General features: G+C 75.2%; 11 protein-coding genes and 2 tRNA genes. 6 read left to right on the top strand and 7 right to left on the bottom strand.

Annotated elements, in window-relative coordinates; translation table 11 throughout:
* Window positions 1–10: 10 nt before the first annotated feature.
* Window positions 11–2086 carry a serine/threonine-protein kinase gene (locus RM844_RS27890; protein WP_311670180.1) on the bottom strand — a complete coding sequence of 692 codons (2076 nt, stop codon included), beginning with the start codon at window positions 2084–2086 and terminating at the stop codon, window positions 11–13.
* 376 nt (window positions 2087–2462) lie between these two features.
* Between RM844_RS27890 and RM844_RS27885 the strand changes: the two genes are divergently transcribed.
* From RM844_RS27885 to RM844_RS27860, 6 genes are all read left to right on the top strand, one after another.
* Entirely contained in the window at window positions 2463–3119 is a 657-nt protein-coding gene (locus RM844_RS27885; protein ID WP_311670229.1) for a GntR family transcriptional regulator, read from the top strand.
* A 24-nt stretch (window positions 3120–3143) separates the two neighbouring features.
* A complete protein-coding gene (locus RM844_RS27880; protein WP_311670179.1) occupies window positions 3144–3797 on the top strand; it encodes a hypothetical protein in 654 nt (217 codons plus the stop codon).
* Between the two features lie 188 nt (window positions 3798–3985).
* On the top strand, window positions 3986–5257 hold the full coding sequence (purD, locus tag RM844_RS27875; protein WP_311670178.1) for a phosphoribosylamine--glycine ligase: 1272 nt from the start codon (window positions 3986–3988) through the stop codon (window positions 5255–5257).
* A gap of 193 nt (window positions 5258–5450) precedes the next feature.
* A complete protein-coding gene (locus RM844_RS27870) occupies window positions 5451–6986 on the top strand; it encodes a M48 family metalloprotease (protein ID WP_311670177.1) in 1536 nt (511 codons plus the stop codon).
* A 164-nt stretch (window positions 6987–7150) separates the two neighbouring features.
* Complete coding sequence (locus RM844_RS27865) at window positions 7151–8608, top strand: N,N-dimethylformamidase beta subunit family domain-containing protein (RefSeq protein ID WP_311670176.1); 1458 nt, start codon at window positions 7151–7153, stop codon at window positions 8606–8608.
* A 178-nt stretch (window positions 8609–8786) separates the two neighbouring features.
* Entirely contained in the window at window positions 8787–9710 is a 924-nt protein-coding gene (locus tag RM844_RS27860; protein WP_311670175.1) for a phosphoribosylaminoimidazolesuccinocarboxamide synthase, read from the top strand.
* A 457-nt stretch (window positions 9711–10167) separates the two neighbouring features.
* On the opposite strand, the gene RM844_RS27855 is transcribed toward RM844_RS27860, so the two are convergent.
* The 6 genes from RM844_RS27855 to RM844_RS27830 all read right to left on the bottom strand — a co-directional run bounded on the left by RM844_RS27855 (window position 10168) and on the right by RM844_RS27830 (window position 13450).
* Complete coding sequence (locus RM844_RS27855) at window positions 10168–10770, bottom strand: response regulator transcription factor (RefSeq protein WP_311670228.1); 603 nt, start codon at window positions 10768–10770, stop codon at window positions 10168–10170.
* A 17-nt stretch (window positions 10771–10787) separates the two neighbouring features.
* Window positions 10788–12218 (bottom strand): sensor histidine kinase, encoded by a 1431-nt coding sequence (locus RM844_RS27850; RefSeq protein ID WP_311670174.1) that lies wholly within the window; start codon window positions 12216–12218, stop codon window positions 10788–10790.
* An 83-nt stretch (window positions 12219–12301) separates the two neighbouring features.
* Window positions 12302–12625 carry a hypothetical protein gene (locus RM844_RS27845; protein WP_311670173.1) on the bottom strand — a complete coding sequence of 108 codons (324 nt, stop codon included), beginning with the start codon at window positions 12623–12625 and terminating at the stop codon, window positions 12302–12304.
* A gap of 163 nt (window positions 12626–12788) precedes the next feature.
* Window positions 12789–12861 (bottom strand) — tRNA-Gly (locus tag RM844_RS27840).
* Between the two features lie 65 nt (window positions 12862–12926).
* Window positions 12927–13001: transfer RNA gene (locus RM844_RS27835), tRNA-Gly, on the bottom strand.
* A 119-nt stretch (window positions 13002–13120) separates the two neighbouring features.
* Window positions 13121–13450: a histone-like nucleoid-structuring protein Lsr2 gene (locus RM844_RS27830; RefSeq protein WP_311670172.1), complete on the bottom strand. Its 330-nt coding sequence runs from the start codon at window positions 13448–13450 to the stop codon at window positions 13121–13123.
* Window positions 13451–13777 lie beyond the last annotated feature (327 nt).

Raw genomic sequence — 13777 nt, 5'->3', positions numbered from 1 at the left:
TGGCACTTGCCTAATCGTTGCGCTGGTGCTCGGCCGGGTCGTCGTCGAGCGCGTCGAGCCAGTTGATCTGGAGGGTGTCCTGATCGCCTTCCTTGAGCCTGACCCGAATGCTGGCATAGACCCCGCAGGTGGCGTCCCGCCCGGTCTCCGCCAACTGGTCGGGGCCGAAGGTGAGCTGCTCACCGGCCACCCTGACCAGGCGGTTCTCCCAGACACACTCGACCTCGTCGTCGTCCTGCTCGGTCCGCACGTAGCGCAGCAGCTTGTCGCCGACCGCGCCCTGCTCGATGGTGATCACGTCCCGCCAGTCGTTGCCGTCCCGGTCGGTGAACTCATGTTCCCACTCGGCGAGCAGTGCCTCGGGCACCGCCTCGTCCGAGCGGTCCGGGCCGCGGCTGAGAGTGGCCTCCTGCTCCCCGTACGTCCACACCATCTCCTCACCGCCCTCGGCCAACCGCAGCGTCTGCACCGTGCTGTTGTCCCGGCACGCCTCGGTGACCTGACCCTCGGGGACGCTCCAGTTCGACTCCTCGGTGAAGTGCAGGCCGTCGTCGAACGAGTCGAGCCGCACATCATAGGCGCACAGGATCTCCGGGGTCAGGGTCAGGGCGTTCCCGACCAGCTCGCCCTCACCGCCCTCGGCGATCTCGAACCGCAGCTCCCGCGCCTCGTCGCCGGCGGTGCTGTACTCGCCCTGCCAGACCCCCAGGTACGCCTCGTCCACCGCGTTGCCGTCCGAGCCGCCCAGCCGCGTGACCAACACCACGGCCAGCACCACCAGCACCAGCCCGGAGGCGACCAGCGCGGCCAGCGGCGCCTTCCGGTCCCGCCAGCCACCGCCCTTGGCCGCGCCCTGGCCGGCGGGGCCGGCCTGCCAGCCGCCGGTGCCCGGCTGGCCGACCCCGCTCGGCGGCAGGTAGGAGCCGCTGGGCATCGAGTAAGGCGAGGGCAGCGGGGTCGGCCGCGGCGCCGGCCGGGCACCGGGCCAGGACGGCTGGGCCGCCTGAGCCGCCTGAGCCGCCTGGGACGGAGCGCCGGGCGGGCCCGGCGGCGGGGGCACCGAGCCACCGCCCGGCTGGGCGGCGGGTCGCGGCGTCGGGTCCGCGGTGGGCACCGCGGGCGGCGGCGGCGCCGGATCGGTGCGCGGCTGCCCCGGCAGCACCGGGATGTCCACCCGGCTGACCGGGCTCTCCGAGTCCAGCAGCGCGACCGCGTGCCGGCCCAGCTGCGCCACCAGCGCGCCGGGCAGCCAGGGATCGCGCGAGGTGACGTCCGGCTGGGTCCTGGCCAGCAGCTCGTCCACACCGATCCGCCGCTCCGGCTCCTTGGCCAGGCAGCTCGCTATCAACGGGCGCAGCGCCTCGGGCAGTCCGTCGAGGTCGGGCTCCTCCTCGGCGATCCGGAACATCAGGATGTGCACGCCCGAGTCCAGCGCGCCGAACGGGGTCCGCCCGGTGGCCGCGTAGGCCAGCAGCGACCCCAGGCAGAAGATGTCGCTGGCCGGCGTGACCTGCTGGCCGCGCACCTGCTCGGGCGCCATGAAGCCGGGCGAGCCGACGGTCGCGCCGGTCCTGGTCACCCCGCCGCCCGGGCCCGGCTCCAGGGCGCGGGCGATGCCGAAGTCGATCACCCGCGGGCCGTCGATGGTCATCAGCACGTTGGACGGCTTGAGGTCGCGGTGCACCAGGCCGGCGCCGTGGATCGCGCGCAGCGCGTGCCCGAGGCCGTTGGCCAGCAGCGCCACGCTGCGCTCGGGCAGCGGGCCGTAGTCCCGGCCGACCACCTCGTGCAGCGAGGGGCCGGCGATGTAGCCGGTCGCCACCCAGGGCGTCGCCGCGTCGGTGTCCGCGTCCAGCACCGGGGCGGTCCACCGGTCGCCGACCCGCTGGGCGGCGGCGATCTCGTCCGCGAACCGCCGCCGGAAGTCCGGCTCGGCGGCCAGCTCGCCCTTGATCGTCTTGACCGCGACCGTCCTGCCCCGCTCCGAGCGGGCCAGGTAGACCTGGCCCATGCCGCCCTCGCCGAGCCTGCCGAGCAGTCGGTACTCACCGATCCGGTGCGGGTCCTGCGGCCTCAGGCGATCCATGTGGAAACAGACTCCCCCGCTGACGATATTGGTTCCCTCCCCCGAGGATAGAGGCGCGGCCGGGGCCGACTCATCCTGGTTCGCCACCTGGACGGGGCCCGCCGTCCGGCCGCTGGCCTGCGCCGCGATCCCGTTCCCCGGCGGGGCGGAGCCCGGCGCGCGGGCACCAGCGCAACGCGTCGCGAGACGGCCCGTGTTGAGGTGAACGGGGGCGCGTGGAAGCACGCCTGGAGGTGAACGTGGCGCCCCCCGCCGGACCGCCGACCGCGCGCCACGGCCCGCGCCGCCGGCCCCCGCCGCCGAAGGGCCGGGGGAGACGCGCTGATCAGCAGGTCAGGCCGTTGTCAACGGGGTGTCTGTAGTCTGGGCTGCCGTGATTCAACGCAGCACACTGCGGGAGCAGTTGGCGGAGGCCCTGCGCGAGGAGATCCTGGCGGGTCGGCTCGCGCCCGACGCCGAGTTCACCGTGCGTGAGATCGCCGAGCAGTACGGCGTCTCGGCGACCCCGGTCCGGGAGGCGCTGGTCGACCTGTCCGCGCAGGGGCTGCTGGAGGTGGAGCAACACCGGGGCTACCGGATCAGACAGCTCACGCTCACCGACTTCCACCAGATGGTCGAGGCCCAGGCGTTGGTCGGGGACGGGGTGCTGCACCGCAATCCGACGTTAGCCCGGAACCTCGGCACGCCGGAGGCGTTCACCTCGATCCGCCGGCGCGCGGTCGCAGCCCGGCAGGCCGCCCTCGCCGGTGACCTGGACATACTGATCGGCTACGACCTGCGCTACTGGCGCGAGTTGGACGCGCTGCTGGACAACCCGCCGATCGCCGACTTCCTGGACCGGCTGCGGGTGCGCTGCTGGGCGTTCCTGGTGCCCCGGCTGCGCCAGGGGGAACGGCTCGCCGGCCGGCTGTGGGCCGGGCACCTGCCGCTCGCCGACGCCGTGGAGAGCGGGGATCTCGCGGAGACCGCACAGTTGCTCAGCGAGTACCGGTCACACATCCTGGCACTGGCCGCCGAACTCGGCGCGCCCTGACGCCGGACCGGAAGTGAGCCCCGTGTGGCCTGTGACCTTTGGTTGGTCCCCCTCGTCGACGTGCTCTGCCACAGCCCAGACAACCCGTTCGCCGAGGAGATCGCCGAGTACGACCGGGCGTTGACGGCGGCGGGACTGCCCCCGGTGCCGGTCTTCGGCTACGTGCCGGGCATGGTCGGCGAGGTCGCGCCGGTCGCCGGGTTCGACTACACCGCGCTGCACCTGCTGCGCCGCGCCTACCTGCTCCAGCGCAGCGGCCTGCCGGTGACCCCGGCCGGCGCCCTGGACGGCGACTACCAGCAGCTGCTGGAGATGTTCGAGAGCGGCGCCCAGGAGTCCCACCTGGTCTGGCACTTCGACCACGCCGGCGGCTACGTCCCGGTGGACTTCCCGCACCCGCTGGTCAACGACGCCCTGATGGCCGGTGGCGGGCCGCTCGGCTCCAGCCACGGGCTGCTGCGGGAGCTGGAGTTGGTGGCCCCCGCGCTCGACCTCGACCCGGCCAACCCGCCGGCGCCGCCCGCCCCGCCGACCCGCCCGACCCGGCTGGACGAGCCGGCCGGCGGCCCGGCGGCGGGCGAGGCCGGGCCGTTCGTCCGGGAACGCCACGTCTGGCTCGGTCTGCACGCGGCGGCCACCCGCAGCCTCGCCCAGGGCTCGATGATCGTCTTCAGCTGACCCCTGCCGGGGCCACGGCAGGAACGGCCCCAGGCCGGCGGCCCCTGGGCGGCGCCGGTCCTGGCGCGGCTGGGCCGCCGCCGGTCCCGCGCCCGGCCGGGCGGCCGTTGGCCGGGCGGCGGGGGGCCGTTGGTCGGCCCGTGGACGGGGCCGTCGGGGTGTGGGGGGCCGCGGTTAGGCTGCTCGGCGTGAGAATCCTCGTCATCGGCGGCGGCGCCCGCGAACACGCCCTGTGTCACGCCCTCTCCCGCGACCCGGCCGTCACCGAGCTGCACTGCGCCCCGGGCAACGCCGGCATCGCCGAGCTGGCCAGCTGCCACCAGGTCGACCCGCTCGACGGCGAGGCGGTCGCCGCGCTGACCCGGCGGCTGGCGGCCGAGCTGGTGGTGGTCGGCCCGGAGGCGCCGCTGGTGGCCGGGGTCGCGGACGCGGTGCGCGCGACGGGCGTGCCGGCCTTCGGGCCCGGCGTCGAGGCGGCCAGGCTGGAGGGGAGCAAGGCGTTCGCCAAGGAGGTGATGGCCGCGGCCGGGGTGCCGACGGCCCGCTCCCACGTCTGCGTCACGCCGGCCGAGGCGGACGCCGCGCTGGCCGAGTTCGGCCCGCCCTACGTGGTGAAGGACGACGGGCTGGCCGCCGGCAAGGGCGTGGTGGTCACCGAGGACCTCGCCGTGGCCAGGGCGCACGCCCGTGGCTGCGACCGGGTGGTCATCGAGGAGTACCTGGACGGCCCCGAGGTGTCGCTCTTCGCGGTCACCGACGGCGAGACCGTGGTTCCGCTCACCCCCGCGCAGGACTTCAAGCGCGCTTTCGACGACGACCGCGGCCCCAACACCGGCGGCATGGGCGCCTACTCCCCGCTGCCCTGGGCCGACCCGCGGCTCACCGACGAGGTGCTCGAAACGGTGCTGCGGCCCACCGTGGCCGAGCTGCGCCGGCGCGGCACCCCCTTCTCCGGGCTGCTCTACGCGGGCCTGGCGCTCACCTCGCGGGGCGTGCGGGTGGTGGAGTTCAACGCCCGCTTCGGCGACCCGGAGACCCAGGTGGTGCTGGCCAGGCTCCAGACGCCGCTGGCCGGCCTGCTGCTGGCCGCCGCCACCGGCGAACTGGCCGCGTTCCCGCCGCTGAGCTGGTCGGACGGCGCGGCGGTGACCGTGGTGGTGGCCGCCGAAGGCTATCCGGCGGCGCCGCGCGGCGGGGACCCGATCGGCGGCCTGGACCGGATCGCCGAGCTGGACGGGCCGGACGCCTACGTGCTGCACGCCGGCACCCGACGGGACACGGACGGCCGGATCGTCTCGGCCGGCGGCCGGGTGCTCTCGGTGACCGCGCTGGGCGCCGACCTCACCGAGGCCAGGGAGCGCGCCTACCGGGCGGTGGGCCGGGTCGAGCTGGCCGGCGCCCACCACCGCACGGACATCGCCCAGCGGGCAGCCTCTCACCAAAGCCCCACCATCGAGTGACCGATCCCCGGTCCGGCTGACGCGCCAGCCGCGCCCAACTAGGGTGCGGCGCACGCCCAACTACCGGGCGGCGCAGCCTCGTCGTCCCCACCCGGCGGGCCCTCAGGCGTTCGGCGCAGCGCGCCTTGCACTGTCGGTCCCCGGTGTCACAGTGGAGACGGACGTGAGGGCGGACGGACAGCGGAGGGCCGGCATGGTGCAGCGCGAAGCGCGTAACCCCACTTACTCCGCGCGGGAGCACGCGCTGGCCGTGCTCCGGGTGCGGAACACCGCGCTGGCCCTCGCCCTGGCCCCGGCGGCGCTCGCCGTGGTGCTGCTGGTGGTGGGCGCCCCGGCGCCGGTCGGCTGGGCGGCGGCCGGGGTGGCCGCCGTGGTGCTGGCGGTCGCCGGCGCGCTCGCCGCGCTGATCGCCTCGTCCCGCCAGGAGCCGACCCCGGCGGTGCCGCTGCCCGAGCCGGCGGCGCCCGCGCTGCACCGGCTGATACGCGAGCTGGCCGACCAGCTCGACGTGCCGCCGCCCGGCGGGATCGCGCTCACCCCGGACTGCGACAGCTGGCTGGAGGAGCCCAGGCGGCCGGTGGCCGGGCAGCCGCCGACGCTGGTCATCGGCTCGCCGTTCCTGTGGTGGCTGCGGGTGGGCGAGCTGCGGGCGCTGCTCGCCCCGGTGGTCGCCGGCACCGGCCCGGCCGCACACCCGGACGTCGCCTCGGCCCGCCGCTGTCTGCGGGCCTGGGACGCGGCGGCCGGCCGGGCCGAGGGCGCCAGGGCGGCGGCCCGGCCGCTGGTGGCGGCCGCCGGCTGGCTGGCCCGCCGGCTGCTGCGGTCGGCCGCCTGGCACTCGGCGGAGCTGGAGCGCGGGGTGGCCGCCGCCTCGGCGGCCCGGGCCAGGGGAGTGGACCAGGGGCTGCGCACCCTCGCCCAGGAGCAGGTCGGCCTCGCCTACGCCGGGTGGGACCGGCTGTTGACGCGGGTCGCGCTGCCCGCCTGGCGCACCGGCCGCTGGCCCAGCGGGCTGGACGCCGGGGTGGCGGCCGCGCTCACCGAGCTGTCCGGCCGGGACCGGCTGGCGGATGGTTTCTCCGCCCGGCTCGGCCAGCGCCCGGCCTGTGACCTGCTGGAGCGGCCGGGCGAGGTGGACCGGCAGGTCTCGCTGCTGGCCGCGCAGCTCTTCCACGGCCAGCCGGCGGACGCGACGGCGGCCTGGGCCCCGGTGGAGTGGCCGGCCTACCCGGACGAGGTGGTGGACCGCGTCTGGCGGGACCGCGCCGCCCGCCTCTTCACCGCGCTGGACGCGGCCGAGACGCCGACGCTGGCCCGGGTGCTGCACGGCCTGGCCGAGGCCGCCGAGGCGGACGGCGGCACGGACGCGCTGGCCGCCCGGCTGGCCGCCGAGGCGGCCAGGGCGGAGGCGGCGCACGCGCCCCGGCCGTGGGTGCCGGCCGACGGCCGGCCCGGGCCGCTGCCGTTCCCGCCCGGGCCGCCGCGCGGCCGGCGGGAGACGCTGATCGACCACGTGGCGGCGGCGGTCTGCTGCGCCGCCGCGGACACCGCGGGGGCCAGTCCCGGGCTGGACTGGCTGGACGGCCCGGTGCTGCGCACCGCGGCCGGCCGCCCGCAGGAGTTGAGCACCACGGTGCACCGCCTGGTCGAGGAAGGCGACCAGGGCCCGCTGCGCGACTGGCTGGCCACCGCCGGCGTGCGTTCCGACAAGCCCGTGCGGCTGGTGTGAGCCGGGCCGCCGGGGTGCCCGCGCGAGGGGTCGACACCCTTCGCCCGCGGCGCCAGTATCAGGCGACCACCTCCGGTCAATCCCGCGACGAACGGTGACCGCGCGCTCGCCATATGTGATGTGCTGTTGGCGGCACGACGGCACGGAGGTGCAGGGAGGGGAGCTTGAGAGAAACCACCGAGCGTATTCGCCGCTGGGAGGCGGGCACGCTCTCACACGCGGTGTCCGATCCCTACGGCCAGGGCCCGCTGCCGTGGCTGCGGTCCAGCGAGGGGCACTTCTACGACGCGGGGTACGCGCTGCCGGCCCAGCGCGTGGAGACGCTCCCCTCGGGGCCGAGGACCGCCGACGACGTGGGTTGTCAGATCAAGGGCTTTGTCTCCGAGGGGGCGGTGGAGCCGGGGCAGGCGCTGGACTTCCGGGTGACGGTCGACCCGCCGCGGGAGTTCACCATCGACATCTACCGGATCGGCAACTTCGCCGGCGACGGCGCGCAGTTACTCCTGCGCAGCCCCAAGCTGATGGGGATCAGACAGCCGCAGCCGCTGGTCGCCGGGCGCACCGCCTCCTGCCACCACTGGTGGCTCTCCTGGCGGCTCCAGGTCCCGCCCGACTGGCAGCCGGGCGCCCATGTCGCGGTGCTGACCACGGCGGACGGCGCGTTCCGGTCCCACGTGCCGTTCGCGGTCCGCGACGACCGGCCGGCCGACCTGCTGCTGGTGCTGCCCGACGTGACCTGGCAGGCGTACAACCTCTTCCCCGAGGACGGCCGGGCCGGCGCCAGCCTCTACCACGGCTGGGACGCCACCGGCCGGCTCCTCGGCGAGCAGGACGCCTCGGTCACCGTCTCCTTCGACCGCCCCTACGCGGGCGCGGGGCTGCCCCTGCACGCGGGGCACGCCTACGACTTCATCCGCTGGGCCGAGGGGTACGGCTACGACCTCTCCTACGCCACCGCCCGCGACCTGCACGCCGGCCGGGTGGACGCGGCCAGGTACCGCGGCCTGGTCTTCTCGGGGCACGACGAGTACTGGTCGGTGCCGATGCGGCGGGCCGTGGAGGAGGCCAGGGAGATCGGCACCTCGCTGGTCTTCCTCGCCGCCAACTCGATGTACTGGCAGGTCTCGCTCGGTCCGCTGCCGTCCGGCGACCCCGACCGGCTGCTGCACTGCCGCAAGCGGCAGGGCCCGGGCCGCGCGGTCCTCTGGCGCGACCAGGGCAACCCGGAGCAGCAGCTGCTCGGCATCCAGTACGGCGGCCGGGTGCCCCGCCCGCACCCGCTGGTGGTGCGGAACGCCGACCACTGGCTGTGGGAGGCGACGGGCGCCGGCGAGGGCGACGAGCTGCCCGGGCTGGTGGCGGGCGAGGCGGACCGCTACTACCCGCGCACCCCGCTGCCGGAGAACCTCAGCCGGGTGCTGCTGGCGCACTCCCCCTACCAGGACGAGTCCGACACCCAGCGGCACCAGCAGACCTCGCTCTACCAGGCACCCAGCGGCGCCTGGGTGTTCGCCTCCGGCACCTTCGCCTGGTCGCCGGCGCTGGCCAGGCCGGGGCACATCGACGGCCGGGTGCAGCGCGCGACGGCCAACCTGCTGGACCGTATCTGCAAGCGGGACTGACGGCCGCCACGCGGCGGGGTGGTGCGCCCGCGCCCGGCCGCGCGCCCCCGCGCCGCCCCGGGCGCCGGGGCGGGTGCGCGCTACGGGACAATGCGTCACGAGAGCAAGCGCGTGACGCGAAGACCAGGCGGGCCGCCGAGCCCACGGCAGCAGCCACCCCGAGTCGCCAGGAGGCGCAGTGCCAGGATTCGTCGAGAAGCCCGAGCCCGTCCAGGTGCCGGGGCTGACCCACCTGCACACCGGCAAGGTGCGGGACCTCTACCGGAACGAGGCCGGCGAGCTGGTCATGGTCGCCAGCGACCGGGTCTCCGCCTACGACTGGGTGCTCGGCGGCGAGATCCCGGACAAGGGCCGCATCCTCACCCGGCTCTCGCTCTGGTGGTTCGACCAGCTGGCCGACCTGGTGCCCGGCCACGTGATCAGCACCGAGCCGCCGGCCGGCGCCCCCGCCGACTGGGCCGGCCGGACGATGGTCTGCCGGTCCCTGGACATGGTGCCGGTCGAGGCGGTCGCCCGCGGCTACCTCACCGGCTCCGGGCTCGCCGAGTACCGGGAGCACCGCACGGTCTGCGGGCTGGCCCTGCCCGAGGGCCTGGAGGACGGCTCCGAACTGCCGGCGCCGATCTTCACGCCGGCCACCAAGGCCGAGGTCGGCGAGCACGACGAGAACGTCTCCTACGAGGAGGTCGCCCGCCGGGTCGGCGCCGAGACGGCGGCCCAGCTGCGGCAGACCACGCTGGCGATCTACCTGCGCGCCAGGGACGTGGCCAGGGACCGGGGGGTGATCCTCGCGGACACCAAGTTCGAGTTCGGCCGGCCGGCCGGCGCGGATCCGGAGAGCCCCGAAGGGGCGCTGGTGCTGGCCGACGAGGTGCTGACCCCGGACTCCTCGCGCTTCTGGCGCAAGGACGAGTGGCAGCCGGGCCAGCCCCAGCGGCCCTACGACAAGCAGTACATCCGGGACTGGCTGACCTCGCCGGCCGCCGGCTGGGACCACCGCGGCGAGACGCCCCCGCCGCCGCTGCCCGCCCAGGTGGTCGAGCAGACCAGGCAGCGCTACACGGAGGTCTACCAGCTCCTGACCGGCAACCCCTGGGACTGAACCGGCTGTTGCCCGCTCACTCGTCCGGGTGACTTCGCCGCCCGCCCCCCGGGGCCGGGCGGCGGGCCCCGACGTCCCCCACGGTTGTCCCGTCCCCCACCCCCCGCAACGCCGGTTGACGGGCCCCGCCCCGAGCCGGCGGCGCACGGCCCCGCTTCCGCCGCTCGCCGAGCCGGCCGGCCGGCTTTTGGGCCGGCGGTCAGCGCGTGAGCGGTGGCCGGTGCCGGTGGGCACGCTCGCGGCGGGCGGCCGGTGGCGACGCTTGCCGAGCCCGCTGCCCGGACCCCGGCCCGGTGGCGGGCCGCCAGCCGCCAGCCGGCGCCGGTGACCGGTCTCGGGCCGGCGATTACCGCCGTGTCCAGCCAGTGGTGGCGGCTGGCCGCGCGGCTGTTGGCGGCTCCTGCGGGCGGCCTGCCCGTGTCCGGCCGGCGTCAGCGACCAGCGGTGCCGGCGGTGGTCAGAGCCAGCCGCGTTCCCTGGCCCGGCGGACCGCCGTGTGACGGTTCTCCGCGTGCAGCTTGGCCACCGCCGAGGAGAGGTAGTTGCGGACCGTGCCGGGGGCCAGCGCCGCGCGCTCCGCGACCTCGGCGATCGGCGCCCCGTCCGCCGCCAGTTCCAGCAACTCCGCCTCCCGGTCGGTCAACGGGGAGTCGCCCGCGCTGATCGCGTCGGCGGCCAGCTCCGGGTCGACGTAGCGGTTGCCGGCGTGCACCGTGCGGATGATCTCGGCCAGCCGCTGGGCCGACACCGTCTTGGGCAGGAAACCCCTGGCCCCGGCGGTCAGCGCCCGTTTCAGGTGGCCGGGTCGGCCGTGCCCGGTGACGATCATCGCGGCGCACCCGGGCAGTTCGGCGCGCAGCGCGGTCACCACCGCGATCCCGTCCGAGCCGGGCATCTGGAGGTCGAGGACCGCGACATCGGGCTGGTGCGCGCGCGCCATGGCCAGCGCCTCGGGGCCGGAGGCGGCCTGGGCCACCACCAGCAGGTCGTCCTCCAGCGCCAGCAGCGCGGCCAGCGCCCCGCGGATCAGATGCTCGTCGTCGGCCAACAGCACTCGGATCACCGAACGTTCCCCGGTCAATGCCGTGCCTCTCTCGCCTCGGACCCCGGCCGCCGTGCGGCCCCCGGTCCGTTCTCCGGTTCCGGTCCCCGTGCCCCCGGTCGGGCCTCGCCAGCCGCCACCCCACCGGCGACGGCCCCGCCCCCGACGCCGTCCGCGTCATCGCCCGACCCCACCCCCGACGCGCCACCGGCGCCCCCCGCGACGTCCGCCGCCCGGCCCGCGGCCGGCGTGCGCAGCGGCACCCGGGCGGTCAGCCGGAAGATCCCGTCCGGGGTCAGCTGCGTGGTCAGCGAGCCGTCCAGGGCGGCCAGCCGCTCCCGCAGCCCCACCAGACCCGCCCCCGCCCCGCCGGCGCGCGACCCGCCGGCCGGCACCCCGTCGTTCTCCAGCGTCAGTTCGGCCAGCCGCCGGTCGTCCGACCTGGTCAGCCAGATCTCACAGCGGCTCGCCGAGGCGTGCCGCAGCACGTTGGTGGCGCCCTCCCGCACCACCCAGCCCAGGGTGGCCGCGACCCGGGGCGGCAGCGCGCCCTCCAGGGCCGTCACCCCGGTCACCGAACAGCGGATGTCCGCCGCCTCCAGCACCCCGCGGGCGCCCGCCACCTCGGCCCGCAGGTCGGCCTCCCGGTAGCCCCTGACGACCTCCCTGATCTCCCGCTGCGACTGCCGGGCGATGTCCTGCACCTCGGCCAGCTGGCCGATCGCCTCCGTCGAGCCCCGCCGCACCAACTGGGCGGCCAGCTCGCTCTTCAGCGCGATCACCGACAGGTTCCGGCCCAGCACGTCGTGCAGGTCACGGCCGAACCTGAGCCGCTCCTCGGCCACCGCCAGCCGGGCCTCCACCTCCCGCGCCGCGTCCACCCGGTCCAGCACCCGCAGCGTCCAACCGGTCGCCCGGGTCGTGCCGGCTAGGAAGACGACCATCGCCACCAGCACCGACAGCTGGATCATCACGGAGGTCGCGGACAGCTGGTAGCTGGCTTGGGCCACCAGCGAGCAGCCGACGGGCGCGGCGACCAACACCGCCGCCCGGCGCGGTCGCAGCAGGGACAGCGGCACCGCGAGGTACGCGGTGACGAAGACCGCCACCGGCATCGTCGAGGGTGCCAGCAGGTCCAGCGCCATGCCCGCCGCGACGGAGAGCGAGATGGCACAGGTCAGCGCCACGCCCCCGACCAGCAGTCGGCGCGGCTCCGGCCCGGTGCCCAGGTAGTGGGTGAGTGCGTCCCGCAGGGTCAGCAGCATCAGCACGGTGTGCCCGCCGGTCAGCACCCCCACCACGACCAGCGCCCGCCAGGCCGAGTCAGCCCGGTCGTTGGCCAGCGCGGCGCCGACCGTCAGCAGCTCCATCAGCCCGATGAAGTAGAGCGAGTACCGGGTGTAGACGTGCACCCGTCGCCGGTGGCTGGCCCGCCGCCACTCGGCCCACCAGCCGGAGAACCACATCGAGCCTGTCCCCTTCCGAACCACGGCCGGCACGGGCCCCACCCGGGCGCGGAAGCGCCCGAGCGCGGCCGGCGCCGCTTGTCTCACTGCCTCGGGTCCCAGCGGAACCAACGCCTCACAGCAAACACCCCGGCGGCCACCCAGGCCAGGGCGAGCAGCCAGGCGCGGGTCAGCTCGGCGCCGTCGAGCCCACCGAGCCAGCCGTGCCCGATCAGATCCACCGAGGGCGTCAGCGGCAGCAGCCCACAGACCTGGGCCACCGTCTCCGGCAACACCTCCAGGGGCACCAGGAGCACCACGGCCAGGGCGCTCCCACCCACCAGCACCAACGGCGCGCCCGGCAGGGCGACATCTCCTCGGTCGGCGTAGCTCCGGCGCGGCCCGCGCACCTCGATCGCCGTTCCCATGCCTTCCAGGCTCCCGCCCGGCCCGGCGGGTCGGCAGTGCGCGCTGTCACCGCCCCGTGTGACAGATGTCAGGTCGGCCGGCGGCCATCGGTCGGGGAGGGGCCGGGACCGCCGGACACGACGAAGGGCCCGACACCGGAACCGGTGTCGGGCCCTTCCACTGAGCGGACGACGAGATTCGAACTCGCGACCCTCACCTTGGCAAGGTGATGCTCTACCAACTGAGCCACGTCCGCACGGGTCACCCGCGAACGGGTGATGCCTGACCTACTGTACCCGATCCGAAGACCGGTGCAGTGGTTGGAGCGGGTGACAGGAATTGCACACTGCGCCTCCCTCTTGGAAAGAGGGTGTTCTGCTACTGAACTACACCCGCGTGTCCTCGGGGCCCTGGCCTTCCGGCCCTTGCCCCTCGGCGTGTTCCAAACTCTAGCGGATCACCCGGGGGGCATGGCAAGTCGGCTCAGACGGCGGCCGGCTTGGCGGCCGGTCCGGTCAACGAACGGAGGCGTGCGCCTCGTTGAACGCGTCGTAGACCTTGCGGGGGATGCGGCCCCTGGCCGGCACCCCGAGCCCGTTGGACTCCGCCCAGGCGCGCACCGCCTTCGGGTCGGGGGCGACCGCGGTGCGGTGGAAGGCCCGGCCGGACCGGCTCTGCTTGCGGCCCGCCTCCATGAACGGGGCGAGTGCGGTGCGCAGCTGCTCAGCGTGGTGGGAGCTGAGGTCGATCTCGTACGCCTTGCCGTCGAGGCCGAAGGCGACCGTCTCCGACGCCTCCCCGCCGTCGATGTCGTCGGAGAGAGTGACCACTACGCGTTGTGCCACGGAAATCGGTCCTTTCGGGAGTGTCTTCGCCGTATCTCCCCGGCCTTCCGGGGGGTGGTCCCACCGGTATCCCGGCGGCCACCGACTCGGCGCTCCCCTCGTCTGTGGGCGTCTTCATTTAATTTGTACTGCTGGACCGCGCAATGTGGACGGCGGAATTGCCGGCGCGTGTCATCGGGTGGAGATCTCGTCATCTCGTGCCGAGCGTCACCACGTACTCGGACCCTACTTTTTCGGCGACGTTTCTTGCAGGGGTTTGTTGGCCCGATACCTTAACGTGACCACTAGCCCACGTCTACCCGAGTAGATTTCTGTGCCGGGTACGCT

The sequence above is a fragment of the Streptomyces chisholmiae genome (genome assembly GCF_031845445.1).
In the GTDB taxonomy this organism is placed as follows: Bacteria; Actinomycetota; Actinomycetes; order Streptomycetales; family Streptomycetaceae; genus Streptomyces; species Streptomyces chisholmiae.
This window is presented reverse-complemented; position numbering and strand designations above follow the sequence as displayed.

Coding starts and splice junctions, on each gene's coding strand:
- RM844_RS27870 (WP_311670177.1), top strand. CDS start 5,451: ATGGTGCAGCGCGAAGCGCGTAACCCCACTTACTCCGCGCGGGAGCAC.
- RM844_RS27890 (WP_311670180.1), bottom strand. CDS start 2,086: ATGGATCGCCTGAGGCCGCAGGACCCGCACCGGATCGGTGAGTACCGA.
- RM844_RS27845 (WP_311670173.1), bottom strand. CDS start 12,625: ATGGGAACGGCGATCGAGGTGCGCGGGCCGCGCCGGAGCTACGCCGAC.
- RM844_RS27850 (WP_311670174.1), bottom strand. CDS start 12,218: ATGTGGTTCTCCGGCTGGTGGGCCGAGTGGCGGCGGGCCAGCCACCGG.